The organism is Immundisolibacter sp. (assembly GCF_014359565.1).
GTDB lineage: Bacteria > Pseudomonadota > Gammaproteobacteria > Immundisolibacterales > Immundisolibacteraceae > Immundisolibacter.
On record NZ_JACIZD010000001.1, the window covers coordinates 264,456 to 280,492 of the forward strand.

At 66.6% G+C, this 16,037-nt stretch carries 16 protein-coding genes; 3 read left to right on the forward strand and 13 right to left on the reverse strand.

The annotated features are described in order from the left end of the window. Window positions 1-63: 63 nt before the first annotated feature. The 13 genes from H5U26_RS01270 to H5U26_RS01330 all read right to left on the reverse strand — a co-directional run bounded on the left by H5U26_RS01270 (window position 64) and on the right by H5U26_RS01330 (window position 12,187). Window positions 64-1,044: a VOC family protein gene (locus tag H5U26_RS01270; RefSeq protein ID WP_290615853.1), complete on the reverse strand. Its 981-nt coding sequence runs from the start codon at window positions 1,042-1,044 to the stop codon at window positions 64-66. 163 nt (window positions 1,045-1,207) lie between these two features. After that, window positions 1,208-2,599, reverse strand: coding sequence for a TIGR00366 family protein (locus H5U26_RS01275; RefSeq protein WP_290615855.1), 1,392 nt, complete (start codon window positions 2,597-2,599; stop codon window positions 1,208-1,210). A gap of 49 nt (window positions 2,600-2,648) precedes the next feature. Continuing rightward, on the reverse strand, window positions 2,649-3,068 hold the full coding sequence (locus H5U26_RS01280; protein WP_290615857.1) for a thioesterase family protein: 420 nt from the start codon (window positions 3,066-3,068) through the stop codon (window positions 2,649-2,651). 13 nt (window positions 3,069-3,081) lie between these two features. Further along, window positions 3,082-5,175 (reverse strand): acetate--CoA ligase family protein, encoded by a 2,094-nt coding sequence (locus H5U26_RS01285; protein WP_290615859.1) that lies wholly within the window; start codon window positions 5,173-5,175, stop codon window positions 3,082-3,084. Window positions 5,176-5,242: 67 nt separating this feature from the next. Continuing rightward, window positions 5,243-5,713, reverse strand: a complete 471-nt coding sequence (locus H5U26_RS01290) for a c-type cytochrome (protein ID WP_290615861.1) — start codon at window positions 5,711-5,713, stop codon at window positions 5,243-5,245. Window positions 5,714-5,764: 51 nt separating this feature from the next. Then, complete coding sequence (locus tag H5U26_RS01295) at window positions 5,765-6,115, reverse strand: hypothetical protein (protein ID WP_290615863.1); 351 nt, start codon at window positions 6,113-6,115, stop codon at window positions 5,765-5,767. A 30-nt stretch (window positions 6,116-6,145) separates the two neighbouring features. Further along, window positions 6,146-7,198: an LLM class flavin-dependent oxidoreductase gene (locus tag H5U26_RS01300; RefSeq protein WP_290615865.1), complete on the reverse strand. Its 1,053-nt coding sequence runs from the start codon at window positions 7,196-7,198 to the stop codon at window positions 6,146-6,148. A 12-nt stretch (window positions 7,199-7,210) separates the two neighbouring features. Next, window positions 7,211-8,416, reverse strand: a complete 1,206-nt coding sequence (locus H5U26_RS01305) for an aromatic ring-hydroxylating dioxygenase subunit alpha (protein ID WP_290615867.1) — start codon at window positions 8,414-8,416, stop codon at window positions 7,211-7,213. A 121-nt stretch (window positions 8,417-8,537) separates the two neighbouring features. Beyond that, complete coding sequence (locus H5U26_RS01310) at window positions 8,538-9,677, reverse strand: alpha-hydroxy acid oxidase (RefSeq protein WP_290615869.1); 1,140 nt, start codon at window positions 9,675-9,677, stop codon at window positions 8,538-8,540. Further along, a complete protein-coding gene (locus H5U26_RS01315; protein WP_290615871.1) occupies window positions 9,674-10,039 on the reverse strand; it encodes a DUF971 domain-containing protein in 366 nt (121 codons plus the stop codon). The genes H5U26_RS01310 and H5U26_RS01315 overlap by 4 nt, the downstream gene beginning before the upstream one ends. Continuing rightward, window positions 10,040-10,729, reverse strand: a complete 690-nt coding sequence (locus H5U26_RS01320; RefSeq protein ID WP_290615873.1) for an HAD-IA family hydrolase — start codon at window positions 10,727-10,729, stop codon at window positions 10,040-10,042. Next, window positions 10,726-11,715 (reverse strand): 4-hydroxythreonine-4-phosphate dehydrogenase PdxA, encoded by a 990-nt coding sequence (locus H5U26_RS01325; RefSeq protein WP_290615875.1) that lies wholly within the window; start codon window positions 11,713-11,715, stop codon window positions 10,726-10,728. The genes H5U26_RS01320 and H5U26_RS01325 overlap by 4 nt, the downstream gene beginning before the upstream one ends. A gap of 82 nt (window positions 11,716-11,797) precedes the next feature. Further along, on the reverse strand, window positions 11,798-12,187 hold the full coding sequence (locus H5U26_RS01330; RefSeq protein ID WP_068804416.1) for a hypothetical protein: 390 nt from the start codon (window positions 12,185-12,187) through the stop codon (window positions 11,798-11,800). Window positions 12,188-12,387: 200 nt separating this feature from the next. On the opposite strand from H5U26_RS01330, the gene H5U26_RS01335 reads away from it, so the two are divergent. The 3 genes from H5U26_RS01335 to H5U26_RS01345 all read left to right on the forward strand — a co-directional run bounded on the left by H5U26_RS01335 (window position 12,388) and on the right by H5U26_RS01345 (window position 16,036). After that, complete coding sequence (locus tag H5U26_RS01335; protein WP_290615878.1) at window positions 12,388-13,209, forward strand: p-hydroxycinnamoyl CoA hydratase/lyase; 822 nt, start codon at window positions 12,388-12,390, stop codon at window positions 13,207-13,209. A gap of 3 nt (window positions 13,210-13,212) precedes the next feature. Then, window positions 13,213-14,370, forward strand: coding sequence for an acyl-CoA dehydrogenase family protein (locus H5U26_RS01340; protein ID WP_290615880.1), 1,158 nt, complete (start codon window positions 13,213-13,215; stop codon window positions 14,368-14,370). 100 nt (window positions 14,371-14,470) lie between these two features. Beyond that, window positions 14,471-16,036 (forward strand): class I adenylate-forming enzyme family protein, encoded by a 1,566-nt coding sequence (locus tag H5U26_RS01345; RefSeq protein WP_290615883.1) that lies wholly within the window; start codon window positions 14,471-14,473, stop codon window positions 16,034-16,036. The last annotated feature ends 1 nt before the right edge of the window (window position 16,037 follow it).

Here is a 16,037-nt window from a genome sequence, read left to right on the forward strand (position 1 = left end):
CCGGGAGCGTTCCAAGTGCCAGGCTTCGCCGCGTGCGCCTCAGGCGCTGAACACAGACGTTCTTCAGTCCCCGACCACGATGCGGGCAATTTCCGGACTCGGGAACATCAGCTCCAGCCAGTTGTCGGCCAATGGCTGGATCACTTCCACGAACAGGCCAGCCAGCGGCTGGCCGCCGTCGAAGTAGGCAAAGGCCATCAGGCCCGGGATGCTGGCGGACTGGCCGACCACGATGCCGCGCGGCGCCAACTCGGCCGCCGCGCGCTGGAAGTCCTGCGGCGACGCCAGGCTGACCATGATGTGGTGCACGCACTCGCCGCGCCGGTCGAGCGCGTCGCGGTAGACGGTGGGGCCGCTGAGCGGCTCGACCAATTCGAAGCAGGCGCCCTCGCGCCGACCGATGGCCAGGCGGGCGGTATGTTCGACCGGCCTGCCGTAATACTCGCAGCCGGGCATCTGCGCGCTGTCGATGCCGATGTCGACCCAGGCCTCGATGCCCAGCAACGCGCGAAAGCGCGCCTTCGCTGCCTCCAGGTCGCGCACCATCACCGACACCTGATAGAGCTTTTGCACCGGCAGGATGGCCTCGCCCGGCAGGTGCAGCGGCTCGCCGTGCGGGATCAGCGCGTCGGCGTCGGCGAACACCAGGCCCAGGCCGCCCAGCGCCGTGCGGCTGTCGAGCAGCCGGCGCCGGCCGCCATGCTCCGCGTGCTCGGCCAAGCTAGCCAGACCGGCGGCCGCCTGCGCCTGCGTCAGCGCTGCCCAGTCGGGGGCCGGGATCACCACATGGCTTGGCCCCTCGCCGCAGCGGTCGAGCGCCTGCGCCCATACCCCGGACTGCGGCTCGATCAGCTCGAAGCCAACGCCGTTGGCGTAACCCACCGCCTGCCGGTGGGCATACTCGTACCCGTCCTCGGTGCGCCCGGCGCAGTCGGCGACGCGCCAGTCGTTGATGCCGAAAAAGCGTGCGTACTGGGCAGCGGCGGCGCGGCAGTCGCGTGTCAGCACGCCGACCCGGGCGATGGCGGTTACCGGCAGCGACATGGTGGCCTCCTTCGATGTGGGAGCGGCGCCCCCGCCGCGAATCTTCGATCGAGCATTCGGCCCGAGGGCGGGCCTCCCACACCGCAGAACCGCGGTGGGAAATTCCATGGCTCCGGTGCAGGCGCTGAATGCTTCGGTGTTTCCTTTGGATTCAGGTGTCGACTCAAAGATTCGGCGGGATGAACAGCATGGCAATCATCATCATGATGCCGATCGGCACGCCGACCATGAACGAGTACCCGGCAAAGCGGCCGAAGCGGATACCGGTGATGGCGACGATGGGGATGGCCATGTACGGGTGGATCAGGTTGGTCAGCGAGCCGCCGTGCATGTAGGCAAGCAGCGTGGTGGTCACGGAAACGCCCAGTTCGCGCGCCGCCGGGATGACGTAGGGCGCCTCGATGATCCACTTCGAGCCGGCCGAGGGCACGAAAAAGTCCATGATCCCCGAGTAGACGTAGATCACCAGCGGGAACATTTCCTGGCTGGAGAAGCGCACGAACAGGCTGCTCAGCCAGTGTCCCAGCTCGGTGCCGGTCATCAGGCCGAAGATGCCGCCGTAGAACGGAAACTGCAGCACCACGCCGTAGGCCGAATCGAGCCCGCGGCGCACCGCCTGCACGAACGACAGCGGGTTGCCGTGCAGCAGCAGGGCGAGACCTAAGAACACGGCGTTGTAGGCGTTGATGTTCCAGGCCCGGGCGAAGCCCTGCGTGGCCATGTTGTAGCCGAGCGTGAACAGGATCATGCCGCCGGCCAGGTAACACCAGATGCGCCGGTTCTCCAGCCAGCTGGCGGGCGTGGCGCGCTCGGCCTCGATGCTGGGCGGCTGCGGCAGGATGGCGTCCAGGCGCTCGGCGTCCAGCGTTACTACCGGCGTCTTGCCGCGCGGATGCAGGGCGCAGATCGCGGCGATACTGATTACCGACAGCAGCGCCAGCAGCATCAGGTTGAAGTGGGCAAACACGGTCTCGGTGACCGGGTACAGGCGATCGACGATCGGGCTGCCGGCGGCGGGCTTCATCATCGGGTTGTCGGGCGTGGCCATGATCAGCGCCGCCGAGCCGGACAGCGCGGCGTTGGTCACCGTGCCGACGCCCATGAAGGCCGCCGCGCACAGCACGCGGATGTCGGTTTTCGGATTGCGCCGCGCCACGAACGGGATCAGCAGCGCGCTGACCACGAAGCACAGCGCCCAGTTCAGCAGCCCGGTCACGGTGGTGGTGACCGCCAGCAGCAGCACCGCCTGCACCGGTTTGTCCGGATTGGGGATGCGCGCCAGGCGGTCGAACAGCCAGAAGCCGGGCCGCGACATCACGCAGGCGTAGGCCGCGAACACCGAGATCGAGAACTGCATGGTGATCTGCAGCAGTCCCCACATGCCGTTGCCCCAGGCGGTGACCGCCCGCAGCGGCTCGGCATCGGCACCGAACACCGCCAGCGCGAGGGCGATGGCGGTCAGCACCATGCACACCACCCAGGCGTCCGGGATGTAGCGCTCGGCCACGCCCGAGGCGGCGTTGCCGGCGCGGCTGAAGGCTTCCAGCAAGGCCATCTCCCCTCCGTGTCGCGTTGTCGGGCGCCGGTCTTGGCGCCGTGCCCGGTCAGGCCGGGATTTTTTTCTGCAAGCGGGCGTTGAACTTCTCGGCGTCGACCACGAAGCGCTCGTGCGTGCCCTCGGCGATCTTGTCAATGCCGTCGTGGGCGCTGACGGTGAACTTCAGGCGCTTGCCGTCCACTTCGTCCAGGCGCACCTGCACGGTCACCGTCAGGCCCGGCGGGGTGGCTGCCAGGTGCGACACGTTGATGTGCGTGCCGACGCTCTGCTCGGCCGGCCAGTCCAGGTGCGGCTTGATGGCGTCGATGCAGGCCCACTCCAGCAGCGCCACCAGGTAGCCGGTGGCGAACACCCGCGGCATGGCCTGGAAGTCCGCCGCCTCGGGGTAGATGTTGGGCACCGTCTTGGCGTCGGTGACGGTGAACTGGAACGTGTGCTCCAGGCCGGGTTTGAGGCTGTCTTTCATGGCAGATTTCCGGTCAGTCGAAACGCGCAAGCGCGTCGATGAGGGTGGTCGGCGTGCCGGCCGGCGGCACGATGACGGGGTTCAGGTCCAGCTCCTTGAGGCTGTCGCGGTGCTCGTAGGCGAACTGCGACAGGCCGACCAGGGTGCTGACCAGCGAGGCCGTATCCAGCGCCGGCTTGCCGCGGTAGCCGTTCAGGATCTTGCGCACGCCGATGCGGTCGATCATGACTTCGGCCTGCTCGGGCGTGATCGGGCACAGCGCGTGGGCGTGCTTGTCGAACAGCTCGGCCAGCACGCCACCGGCACCCAGCGTCAGCACCGGGCCGGCCACGTGGTCGTGCACCACGCCGGCCAGCAGTTCCAGGCTGTCCGACAGGTCCAGCATGGGCTGGGCGATGATCGACCAGGTGGCCAGTTTCTGCTGCTCGGCGATGGCGGCCAGCACCTCGACCGCGGCCGAGCAGGCGGCGGCGTCGGCGATGCCGACCTTGACCGCGCCATGTTCGGTCTTGTGCGGCAGGCCGGGCGATTCGAGCTTGAGCACTGCCGGGAACGACGGCTTGCCCTCGCCGGCCTTGCCGGTGTGGTCGAGCAGGGTCACGTGTCCGGCGCAATTCAGGCCGTACGCCGCCAGCGGCTTGACCATGTCCGGGAAGGTCGCCACCGCCGGACCCTTCCAGCGCTTGGGTTCGTCGTTGCACCAGCCCTGCGGCAGGTAACCGGGCTTGTCGAAGTAGTCACGCATGGCCGCCAGGCCGCGCGCCAGTGCCTGCCCGCCCTGCACGTTGGGCATCGGATCACTGTCCAGCCAGTCGCGGTAGGTGTCCTTGAGCGCACTGGTCTCGATGCAGCTGGCCAGGATGGGCTTTTGGAGTCGGCCCTGCCAGGTGGCGACCGGCGCGTAGAAGCGCTCGCCGCCGTCCCAGTTGCCGAACATGATCGACACCGCGTCGAAGCCCTCGTGTTTGATCATCTCGTCGGCCATCTGGTAGTAGACCTCGGCAAAACCGTAGATCTGCGCCGTGATGTCGAAGGGGTTGTTGAAGGTGACGTTCTCGACCCAGCCGGGCAGCAGCCGGGTGACGCTCTCGGGCAGCGGCGGCGTTTCGATGCCCTCGTCGGCGAAATAATCACCCATCAGCGCCGACCAGCCGCCGGAGATGCTGATCAGACCTGCCGTGCGCACCGGCCGCCAGCTGCGCGGCGGCGTGACGGCGAACACCGAGGCGCGGTCGAGCGCCTCGTCCAGCGTGTCGACCGGAATGGCGCCGGCCGCCTCGATGGCGGCGCGCGTGATCGCGCCGGTGGTGGTGATGGCGCCGGTGTGGCCCAGCGCCGCGCCGCGGCCGGCTTCGGACCGGCCGATCGCCACCACGATCACCGGCGTGTTGTTGGCCCGGCACTTCTGTACTGCTTCAACGAAGTGCGGGTAGTCGCCGAACTGCTCGACGTAGGTCACCACCACCCGCGTGTCGGAGTTGGTGGCCAGGAAATTGAGCGCGTCGGTGAGCGCGAAATTGACCTGATTGCCGGTCGAGATCTGGAAGCTGATGCCAAGACCGCGGTCCCAGGTCAGGCAGCACAGCGCGCCCAGCACGCCGCTGGACTGGCCCAGCAGCGCCACCGTGCCGTGCCGGTAGGGGCGGTTGATGGGGCCGGTCCACAGGTGCAGGCCGGCGCCGGCGTTGATGTAGCCGTTGCAGTTGGGGCCGATGATGATCAGGCCCAGTTTCTCGGCCTGCGCCCGCAGCGCCGCCATCTGCTCGGGCTTCTCGAAGCCGGCCGCCAGCACATAGGCGGCCTTGCAGCCGGTGGCGGCGACCTGTTCCAGCATGCCCGGCACGTGTTTGGCGCCCAGCAGCACGGCGGCGATATCGGGTTTTTCCGGCAGGTCGGCCAGTGATTTGAAGGACTGGAAACCCAGCACCGAACTGCGCGACGGGTTGACCACGTACACCCGTCCCTGGAAACCATGGCCACGCAGGCCATCGAGCAACTGGCGCGACCACAGCGTGTCCGGTGAGGCGCCGATGACGGCAACGACCTTGGGATTGAAAAACGCCTCGACGGTGGCGGCGTCGTAGTGAGCCGCGCGCACAGCAGTCATGAAACCTCCTTGACGAAAAACGGCCGCGGGCCGGGCACCGGTTGGCACCCGGCCCGCGGAATCAGATTCAGTTGAGCTTGAGAATGGCCTCGATCATCGGCCGTACCTGTTCGGCGCTCAGCTGCGGATGCGCGATCATCGGCGTCGGCCCCCACACGCCACCGCCGCCGTGCAGGACTTTCTGCGTCAGCTTGTCCACGGCCTGCGGGTCGGTGCGGTACAGCCCCGCCACCGCGCGCAGCGGCGGGCCAATGCGGGCGCCGTTCACGTCGTGGCAGGAATAGCAGCCGTCCTTGATCAAGGTATCCGGCAGGCCGGCGGCCGCAAACGTTGCAGCCGCGCTTTCGGGTGGCAGGGCGGCGGCAGGCTCGGCTGCCGGGGCTTCGACCGGTGCGGGTGCCGGCGCAGCGGCAGGTGCCGACGCCGCAGCCGGCGGCGTTGCAGGCGTGCTGCTGGTCGCCTTTTCGGGCTGGTCCTGATCCTTGCCACAGCCGGTCAGGCTGGCCATGGCCAATGCCGCCAGAAGAAGCCCCTTCATCGGTATGCCTGACACTTGTCCCCCTCCCGTAACGGTGTGTTCTGGTAACGATCAGCTCGCCAGCAGGCGCCGCTCCATTGTTTCCGACAGCACGTCCATGTGCTCCGCACCCAGGCTCTCCGGCACGTCCGGCCCTTTGAACAGTTCCACACTCACCGCCGCTTCCATGAACATCAGGCCCAGATACAGCAACGGTTTTTGCTCGGCCGGCAGGTCGTCGATCGAGAACCGCGACAACTGCTCGGCCAATGCCTCCATGCGCGGCAGCAGGGTCCGATAATAGTCCGTCAGTTCGATCATGCTGGACGCCAGACGCTTGCGCATCCGCGCGTCCTCGGTCGGCAGCGCCCAGGTACGAAAGCGCTCCAGATCTTTGAACTCGGTCGGCCACTCGTTTGCCATGCGATTTCTCCTTGGTGATTCGCCAGCCGGTCAACGCAATGCCGGCATGACCTCGCGCGCGAACAGCGTCAGCGTGCGGGCGATCTGCCACTCTTCGAGCCCCCCGAAGTCGCCCATCACGGCCAGTTCCTGAAAGTCGTAATACTGACGGCGAAAACGCGCCAGCCAGTCCACGAACTGCGTCGGCGTGCCAACAAAGGCGATGTCGTTCTTGATGACGTAATCGTAGGTGTAGTCGTTGAGCTGGTTCAGGAAACCGCCGGCGTAGAAGTGGAAACCGCCCTCGCGCAGGCGGGCCTTGGTCTCCTCGCTGTTGATGCTGGCCTGCGGCACTGCCAGATTGCGATAGCTTTGCATCATCGCCCGTTCTGCCTCGCGGTGGGCGGTGGCCTCGTCGGCGGCCAGAAAAGCCGGCACCACCAGTCCCACGTGAGGGGCGTTGCCGACTTCCTTGCAGGTATTGGCGTAAGTGTGGACCGCCTCGGCAAACATCGGCGGCGAAGCGGCACCGACGAACACGCCCCAACCCTTGCGGGCGGCGTCGCCGAATACCCGCGCGCTGGTGCCGGTCTGGAAGATTTTCAGGCTCGGTTGCAGCGGCTTTGGCACCACCTGCACGTCGCGCACCTTGTAGTGCTTGCCCTCAAAAGAGAAGCGTTCGTTGCTCCAGGCGCGCTGCAGGATTTCGAGCGATTCCTCGTACAGGCCGATGCTGTCGGCCATCGGCACGCTGGCCGGGTCAAACAGCCAGCCGTGGCCGCGCCCGACGCCCACTTCCAGCCGGCCATCGGTCAGGTGGTCGCACTGCGCGATTTCACCGGCCAGCACCAGTGGGTTGTGCACCGGCAGGGTGTGGCACATGGCGCGGAAACGGATATTGCGCGTGCGCTGCGCCGCCGCGGCAAAGAACGCCAGCGGGTTGACCGAAATGGAGAAGGTGGGGAAGAAGTGGTGTTCGAGTGTCATGAACACGTCGTAACCGAGCGCATCGCCCAGTTCCACGCTGCGCAGGGCCTCGTCGTAGCGCTGCTTGTAATTGGCGCCGGGCGAGGCCTGGATTTCGTTGTAGATGCCGAACTTCACGAATGTTTCTCCTCAGCGCCCGACCAGCCGCTCGACGGTGCGGTACAGGTGCCGCACGGCCGCTTCCTGGTCGGACAGGGTGATGCTCTTGATGGCGCCGGAATTGAGCGCCCGCTGCGTGACTTCGTTGGTGTACAGGTCTTCCCGGGACAGGTCGCGCAGCACGATCTTGCTGAACTCCTGGCTGATCATCTCGGCCGCCGACTTGGGTTTCGGAAAGTAATAGGCCAGTTCGTACACGGTTTCGTTCTGCGACACCGGCCAGAAGGCGTCCAGGTAGTACCAGCCGGCGCCGACGTTGATGCGCGAGAACGGGAACAGGATGTTGAGCTCGAAACCCCAGTCGGCGCTCTTGTCCTGCTGGGTGCCCGGATAGGCGCCGCGCCCGCCCGTGCCCTGCGTGAACGTGGAACCGAACTTGAAGGCGAGCTGCTCGGTCGGCGACAGGTCGTGCGCCGGGTTGCCGGGTACCGACAGGTGCTGGTTGCCGTTCGGCTGCAGCTTCATGTAGCTGATGTTGCAGTATGGGTTGTCGGTGCCGGTGAAGGCATCCGGCGCCGAACGCTTGTGCACGAAGGCCACGTGATAGCCCTCCTGAAAGGCGTTCATGGTCACCTTCCAGTTGGCCTTGACGTGGTAGCGCCAGCGTCCGGCGCAGATCATCTGGTCGAAGGGAAACGGCTTCAGGTCCTGGTTGAAGTCACCCATCGCCTGTTCCAGCGTCTGGCGCGGCGTTTCATCGAAATTGACGAACAGGAAGCCGGCCCAGGTGTCCAGGTGCACCGAAGGCAGGCCCATCTTTGACTTGTCGAAATCGAAGAACTGGCCCTCGTCGGGCACGAACTGCAGGCTGCCGTCGGTGGCGAAGGTCCAGCCGTGGAAGTCGCACTGCCAGCCGCGCGCGCAGCCGTCGGCGGCGCGCACCAGCCGATTGCCGCGGTGGGTGCAGACGTTGTGGAAGGCGCGCAGCTGTCCGTCCGGGCCGCGGGCGACGATGACCGAGGTACCCAGCACCTCGATGTCGCGCACAAAGAAATCGCCCGGATTGGGAATCTCCTCGGCGCGCTTCAAAAGGTTGAACCACTGGTGGCGAAAAATCGCCTCCCGCTCGCGGGCGAAAAATTCCGGCGTGACCACCGTGTCGGTGCTCACCGGACCGGTGTCCAGACCAAAGGCTTGCGTGTGGCCACACTGTGGCCGGCCTGCGGGTGCGTTCATGTCTCCTCCATGCCGGGCGCGGCGGCGCCATCAGGCGCGCCTGACCGGGCGATCATTTAGCGGGCGCCGGGACGGAATCTAACATGCCGATCGGTCCACGGCAGACAAAAACGACGCGCCGTCAGGGTTCGAGCGTATCGGGCCGCACTGCGCAGGCGCGGTGATTGCCGGTCAGGGCCATGGCGACGTCCAGTTCCTGGCGCAGGATGGCCAGCACGCGCTCGACGCCGCCCTGTCCGCCGGCACCCAGGCCGTACAGCGCCGCCTTGCCGATCATGCAGGCACGTGCGCCCAGCGCCAGGGCTTTCAGGATGTCGGCACCGCGCCGCACGCCGCTGTCGAGGATGACGTCCGCGCTGGTACCCACGGCATCGACCACGCCGGCCAGCGCGCTGATGGTGGATGGCGCGCCGTCCAGCTGGCGCCCGCCGTGGTTGGACACGATGATGCCGTCAGCCCCGGCGGCAACCGCCTGGCGGGCATCGTCCGGATGCAGGATGCCCTTGACCAGCAGCGGCAGATCCCACTCGGCGCGCAGCCAATCCAGATCGGCCCACGAAATGCTGGGATCGATCTGCGTGTTCATGAAGGTGCCGAGCGCCACCACGTTGCTGTCCTGCCCGCCCCAGCCGACCAGGTTGCCCAGCGTCAGGCCACGGTGCGGCGCCATGCGCCACAGCCAGGCGGGGTGGCGCAGCAGGTCGAGCGCGGTGCGGCGCGTGAAGCGCGGCGGCACGGTAAAACCATTGTGGATGTCCTTCTCGCGCTTGCCGCCGCGGCTCAGGTCGACCGTCACCACCAGCGCCCGGTAGCCGGCGGCGCGGGCACGCTGCAGCAGGCTGCGGGCGAATTCGCGGTCGCGAAAGATGTAAAGCTGGAACCACATATTGCCCGGCGCGGCGTCCATCACCGCCTCCAGCGGATGACTGGAGGCAGTCGACAGCACAAACGGGATGCCGGCCGCCTTGGCGGCGCGCGCCAGCGCCAGTTCGCCTTCCGGGCGCACCAGACCGCACAGGCCCATGGGCGCGATCAGCAGCGGCAGGGCAAGCTGCTCGCCCAGCAGCGTGGTGGACAGATCGACCTGACTGACGTCGGTCAACACGCGCGGCGCGAAACGCAGCGGCTCGAAGTCGGCGGTATTGGCCCGCAGGGTGATCTCGCGCTCGGCGCCGCCATCGACGAAGTCGAACACCATGCGCGGCAGGTAGCGCTGCGCCTGGCGGCGCAGGTCATCGACGCTGGCGTAAACGGCGCTCACGGCTGGCGTGACTGGCCCGCCTCGGCCAAGCGATCCAGATACCGCTGCCACAGCGTGTCCTGCTCACGGCCCAGGCGGTACAGGTAATCGAAGCCGAACAGGCCGCTGTCGTGGCCATCCGAGAAGGTGATCTGCAGCGCGTAATGGCCGACCGGCTCGAGCCGGGTGATGGCGACCTCCTGCTTGCCGCCGACCAGCACGCCCGGCCCCGGTCCGTGGCCCTGCACCTCGGCCGACGGCGAGTGCACGCGCAGGAACTCGGCCGGCAGCCGGAACACGCTGCCGTCGGCAAAGCGCACTTCGAGCGTGCGCGTCGCCTGATGCAGGACGATGTCGGTCAGCTCGGGCGTCGCGACGGCCATTCAGGCACCCCAGTTGCGGCACAGGGCGAGCAGGCCGGCCGGCGAATCGATGCAGGCGTCGGCGCCCCATTCGGTTACGTCTTCACCGGGCGCGATGTAGCCGTAAGCGGCCACCACGGTGCGCGTGCCGGCGGCCTTGCCGGCGACCACGTCGCGCCGATCGTCACCCACGAACACGCTGGCCGCCGGCGCCACGCCCAGGCGCTGGCAGGCCAGCAGCACGCCTTCGGGATCGGGCTTTGGCTGGCGCAGCAGGTCGGGCGTGATCAGGCAATCGGCGTCCGGCCACACGTCCAGCGCCCGCAGCAGCGGCAGCGCGAAGCGCTCCAGCTTGTTGGTGACGATGCCGATGCGCAGACCTCGCCCGCGCAGCTCGCCTAGCACGTCCGCAAAGCCATCGAACAGCGTTGCCCGGCGGGCGCAGGACTCGGCATAGATGGCAAAAAAGCGCTCCCGCACGCGGGCGTAATCCGCGTCCGGCGGTCCGATGTCGAGCGCGCAGGCGAGCATGCCACGCGCGCCCTGCGATACGTAGGGCCGCAGCTCGGACACGGCCAGCGGCGCCATGCCCTGCTCATCGCGCAGGCGGTTCAGCGCCTGCGCGAGGTCCGCCGCGGTGTCGGCCAGCGTGCCGTCCAGGTCCAGCAGGACCGCCGCCAGCGGCGCTGCCTGGCGGGCGGCCACACTCACGCCGCGGCGGCGTCCTTGTGAAAGCCCTTGCCGGCCGCCAGGCTGGCGGCCTGACGCATGGCGGTCAGCATCATCTCGTGGCTGGCGATGCCCTTGCCGACGATGTCGAAAGCCGTGCCGTGCGCCACCGACATGTGGATGTACGGCATGCCCAGGATCATGGCGCAGTTGCCGACGAAGCCCCAGGTCTTGACCGCGATGTGGCCCTGGTCGTGGAACATGGCCAGCACCACGTCGTACTCGCCGTCGATGCACCAGCGAAACACGCTGTCCGGCGAGGCCGGGCCGGTCACGTTGATGCCCTCGGCCTTGGCCCGCTCCACGCCGGGCGCGATCTGGGTCTTGTCCTCTTCGCCGTAGGCGTGGGCGTTCAGGCCCGCCACGACGATGCGCGGGTTGGGGATGCCCCAGCGGGTGAAATCGTCGTGGATGGTGCGCAGCGCCTTGTAGACAAGGTCCGGCGAGATGATGTCGCACACCTGACGCAGCGGGATGTGGTCGGTCAGGTGCACCACCCGCAGCGGGCCGGTGATCAGGAACAGGTAGGTCTTGCCGACCTCGACGCCGACCACCTCGTCGAACTTGCCGGCCATCTTCAGGGCATCGGTGTTGATCGGACCCATGATGGTGGCCTGCACCTTGCCGGCCAGGGCCAGGCTTTCCATTTCCTTCAGCCAGGCCGCGCTGGCGCGCCCGCACTCGGCATTGGCCTTGGCCGGGGTGATGAATTTCGGGTCCAGCTGACCGGTGTCGTAGACGTCGATCACGGCCGGATCCAGTCCCGCACCCTCGACATCGCTGACACGGCGGACCTTCAGCTTCAGGCCGAGCATGTCTACCGCCTGCTGCACGGACTCGGTACAGCCAAACACCACCGGCCGGCACTGCTCGTACATGCCGCCCAGCGCCAGTGACTTGACCACCACTTCCGGCCCGATGCCGCACGGGTCACCGATCATGGTGGCGACCACGGGTTTGTTGGACATGGTGTTTCTCCTTAGTTATGGGTGGCGATGGAGATGCTGGCCGCCGAGCGACGGCGTGCTCGCGAAGGTCGGCCGATGCTCGTCAGTCGTTGCGAACCAGCGCCAGTTTCAGGAACAGGCCCTTGAGGTTGTAGTCGATCTTGTTGTCCACCAGCGCGGCGACCCGGTTCAGGGTGCAGACCAGGTTGAATTTCTGGCCGTGGATCATGTAGCCGTCGGCCGGCATCAGGCTGTGCGGGTTGGTCTTGCGGTCCCGGTAGTAGTCGATTTCGAGCACGCCCTTGATGGACAGGCCCATGGCTTCGGTTGTCAGCATGAGCTGGCGGGCCCGCTCCTCGCTGTCGAAGCCCAGGTACTCGACCAGCCGCGCCGGGTAGGCGATGGCGTTGATGAAGCGCGATTCCTGCCAGCGCAGTGCCCCCACCACGCCGTCCAGTTCCATCAGATCCTGTAGTTTCAGCGGTTCAGACATGGCCTGTACGTGCTCCGTGCGTTGCGCCCGGGCACCGGCGCCCGGGCTTTGAAGATGTGTATGCCGTGCATGGTAGTTCAGCAGCCCGGTCAGCTGCCACCGGCGCCCGGCGCGCACCCCCTGCCAAACGATCGTTATGGTTAAATTGCCGTCCCGCCGTGTGCGGGTACTCCATCCATAGCGCCTTAAGGGGGCCTGTCATGTCCAGTTACGAGTGCATCAACCTGACCATCGACGGCGACGTCGCGACCATCCAGTTCAACCGCCCCGAAAAGAAGAACTGCATGAGCCCGACGCTGCACAACAACGTGCGCAATGCCCTGGTGGAGGTCGAAAAGGCCCGCGTCAAGGTGCTGGTGATCACCGGAATCAAGGACGCTTTCTGCGCCGGCATGGACCTGGAGCAGTGCTTCTTCGAACCCTTCGACGATCCGCAGCGCATGGCCGCCATCAACGACGACGTGTTCACCTGGTTCCAGCATCTGAAGAAGTTCCCGGCGGTCACGATTGCCAAGGTCAACGGCTGGTGCTTCGGTGGCGGCATGGAACTGGCCGGCATCTGCGACATCGCCATCGTGGCCGACGAATCCACCTGGGGCTTGTCCGAGGTCAACTTCGGCATCTTCCCGGGCGGCGGCACCTCGTGGGCCTACGCGCACAACATCCCGTCGCGCAAGAAGGCGCTGTACTACGGCCTGACCGGCGAGACCTTCACCGGCAAGCAGGCCGAGGAAATCGGCTACGCCACCAAGTCGGTGCCGCTGGCGCAGCTGGACGCCGAAACCGACCGCGTGGTGAAGATGCTGACCCGACTGGGCCGCACCGTGCTGCGCAAGACCAAGGAGGTCTACGAGAAGGTCAAGTGGATGGACTTCGAGGCCGCCGTCGACTACGAGATGGCCAAGCTGTGGGAACTTTCGCGCGAGACCAACGACGACTGGATCCGCACCGCGCTGGCCTCGTTCAAGCGGCGCGAGTTCAAGCCCGGCACGCAGTCCTACAAGCTGACCAAGGACGTCTGAGTCATGGACTTCTCGCTCAGTCAGGATCAACAAATGCTGGTCGACCTGTGCGAGAAGATCGCGCAGGGCTTCGAGGACAGCTACTGGCAGAAGATCGACGAGGAGTACGGCTTCCCGCGCGAGTTCTGGAGCACCCTGGTCGAGCAGGGCATCCTGGGCATCACCATTCCCGAGGAGTACGGCGGCAGTGGCCTGGGCATGGTCGAGATGTGCCTGGCCGCCGAGGCACTGTCCAGCAACGGCGGCGACTGCGGCGGCATGTTCGTCGGCGGGCCGGTGTTCGGCGGCTGCCTGATCAACTCCGCCGGCACGCCCGAGCAGAAGGCGCAGTACCTGCCGGGCATCGTCAAGGGCGAGCTGTGGGCCGGTGGTTTCACGGAGCCGAACTCCGGCTCCAACATCACCACCATCCGCACCGAGGCGCGCAAGGAAGACGGGCACTATCTGGTCAAGGGCCAGAAGATGTACATCTCCAACATCAAGGTAGCCAGCCATATCGGCATCATGTGCCGCACCTCGCCCTACGACCCGGCGCGCCGCACCGAGGGCGTGTCCCTGCTGGTCGGCGACCTGCCGGGGGAGGGCCTCGAAGCACGGCCGCTCAAGAAGATGGGCAGCCACTTCATGGACACCAACGCAGTGTTCTTCGACGACTTCAAGGTTCCGGAAAAGAACCTGGTCGGCGAGGAAGGCAAGGGCTGGAAGGCGCTCTACGCGGTGCTGAACCCGGAGCGGCTGGCGATTGCCGCCAGCTGCATCGGCACCGGCAACTACCTGATCCGCAAGGCGGTGCAGTACGCCAGCGAGCGTTCCATCTGGGGCAAACCGCTGGCCACCCACCAGGGCCTGCAGTTCCCGCTGGCCGAGGCGCGCATTCAGCTCGAATGTGCGCGCCTGAAGGTGTATGAAGCCGCCTGGCTGTACGACCAGGGCAGGGAATGCGGCGTGCAGGCCACGTCGGCCAAGTACGCGGCGGCGCATGCCTCGCTGTATGCGGCCGATCGGGCCATCCAGACCCTGGGTGGCGCCGGCTACATCAGCGAATCGGGCATCGAGCGGCACTACCGCAACCTGCGCCTGAACCGCATCGCGCCGGTCACCGACGAGATGACGCTCAACTACATTGCCCAGCACGATCTGGGCATGCCGCGCTCGTACTGAGCCCGGCACCCCGCCGCAACGGCGGGACATACGGCGGTTCACGGACGAACCGCCGACGTTTTCGTCAGGACGACCCACCGCAGCTTCCAGAGGGGACAAGATGACACGCGACACCAACCTGCGCGAAATGCTGCACCGCGCGGCCAAGTGGTTTCCGAACAACGAAGCCGTGGTGGATGACCTGTACCGCTACACCTATGCGCAGCTGAAAGACCAGGTGCAGCGCATGGCCAAGCTGCTGCACACCCGCGGCGTGCGCAAGGGCGATCGCGTGGCGCTGCTGATGTATCCGTCGGTGCAGCACGTGGTGGCGCTGTTCGGCGCCTTCGAGCTGGGCGCCATCCCGTCCGCATTGCACCTGCGCGAATCGCCCAAGATCCTGGCGGCGGTGCTCGAACGCCTTTCCCCGCGGGTACTGATCTACGACGGTGCCCTGGAGGAGCTGGCCGGTGAACTGCGCCGCGCGGCGCCGTTGGTAAGTTTTGCTGTTCGTGCCATCTCCGAACTCACCCCGCCCGACAAGCGCGAGGGCGGCGACGATCCGATCATCCCGCGCGACCTGGCCGAGTACGCGCTCGACTTCGAGCCGATGCCGATCTTCAGCCACGACACGTCCATGATCGCCCTGTCGTCCGGCACCACCGGCGTGCCCAAGGGCATCATGCACACCCACCGCACGCAGATCGAAAGCGCGCGCGGCGGTGCCCTGGTGTTCGATGCCGACCCGTATGCCTGCATCGTCAACGTGTCCACCACCGCCTTCATCGGCTGGTACAACTGCACCATCCCGTTCCTGAACGCGGCCAGCAAGATCGTGTTCATGGCCCAGTGGGACGCCAAGCGGTTCCTGCAGAAACTTCAGGACGAGCGGGCCACCTTCGCCTTTCTGGTGCCCACCATGTGGCGCATGCTGTTTCGCGAGGATCTCGACAACTACGACCTGTCCAGCCTGAAGAAGGCCGGCTACGCCGGCGAGCCGATGGACACCCGCACCATGGGCCTGGTGCGCGAAAAAATCTGCTCCAACATCATCAACATCTACGGCACCACCGAAACCGGTTCCTGCGCCGGCGGCACCATGATGTACAACGAGGATTACCGCGACCCGAGCAAGCAGGAGAGTGTCGGCAAGCCGTTCCTGAATGCCGATGTGCGCATCATCCGGCCCGGCGGTGCCCTGACCGATGAAGTGCCTCCCGGCGAGGAAGGCGAGGTCATCATCCGGGGTCTTTCGGTGGCCGATCAGGTGTGGGATCAGCCGGCCCTGGCGCGCAAGATCTTCGAGGATGGCTGGTGGCGCTCCGGGGACATGGGCACGCTGGACACTGACAACTATCTGTACCTGCGCGGGCGCCTCGACGACATGATCATCTCCGGCGGCATCAACGTGCTGCCGAGTCAGGTCGAGGAGGCCGTTCTCAGCCACCCGGCGGTCAGCGAGTGCGTGGTGATCGGCATTCCGGACGAACAATGGGGCCAGCGCATCGTCGCCTTCGTGGTGGCCAAGGAGCCGGTCACGCCCGAGCAGCTCAAGGCGCATGTCGAGGCCAGCGACCTTGCGCACTACAAACGCCCGCGCGAATACCGGCTGGTCAGCGAACTGCCGCGCGGCAACACCGGCAAGGTCAACCGCCGCATGCTGCGCTCGCAAGTGGCCGGCCGATAAG

What these genes read in the sequence shown, in the direction of transcription:
- H5U26_RS01275 (WP_290615855.1), bottom strand. Translation starts at nt 2,599, where the DNA reads ATGGCCTTGCTGGAAGCCTTCAGCCGCGCCGGCAACGCCGCCTCGGGC.
- H5U26_RS01305 (WP_290615867.1), bottom strand. Translation starts at nt 8,416, where the DNA reads ATGAACGCACCCGCAGGCCGGCCACAGTGTGGCCACACGCAAGCCTTT.
- H5U26_RS01270 (WP_290615853.1), bottom strand. Translation starts at nt 1,044, where the DNA reads ATGTCGCTGCCGGTAACCGCCATCGCCCGGGTCGGCGTGCTGACACGC.
- H5U26_RS01295 (WP_290615863.1), bottom strand. Translation starts at nt 6,115, where the DNA reads ATGGCAAACGAGTGGCCGACCGAGTTCAAAGATCTGGAGCGCTTTCGT.
- H5U26_RS01325 (WP_290615875.1), bottom strand. Translation starts at nt 11,715, where the DNA reads ATGTCCAACAAACCCGTGGTCGCCACCATGATCGGTGACCCGTGCGGC.
- H5U26_RS01340 (WP_290615880.1), top strand. Translation starts at nt 13,213, where the DNA reads ATGGACTTCTCGCTCAGTCAGGATCAACAAATGCTGGTCGACCTGTGC.
- H5U26_RS01345 (WP_290615883.1), top strand. Translation starts at nt 14,471, where the DNA reads ATGACACGCGACACCAACCTGCGCGAAATGCTGCACCGCGCGGCCAAG.
- H5U26_RS01330 (WP_068804416.1), bottom strand. Translation starts at nt 12,187, where the DNA reads ATGTCTGAACCGCTGAAACTACAGGATCTGATGGAACTGGACGGCGTG.
- H5U26_RS01280 (WP_290615857.1), bottom strand. Translation starts at nt 3,068, where the DNA reads ATGAAAGACAGCCTCAAACCCGGCCTGGAGCACACGTTCCAGTTCACC.
- H5U26_RS01290 (WP_290615861.1), bottom strand. Translation starts at nt 5,713, where the DNA reads ATGAAGGGGCTTCTTCTGGCGGCATTGGCCATGGCCAGCCTGACCGGC.
- H5U26_RS01335 (WP_290615878.1), top strand. Translation starts at nt 12,388, where the DNA reads ATGTCCAGTTACGAGTGCATCAACCTGACCATCGACGGCGACGTCGCG.
- H5U26_RS01285 (WP_290615859.1), bottom strand. Translation starts at nt 5,175, where the DNA reads ATGACTGCTGTGCGCGCGGCTCACTACGACGCCGCCACCGTCGAGGCG.
- H5U26_RS01315 (WP_290615871.1), bottom strand. Translation starts at nt 10,039, where the DNA reads ATGGCCGTCGCGACGCCCGAGCTGACCGACATCGTCCTGCATCAGGCG.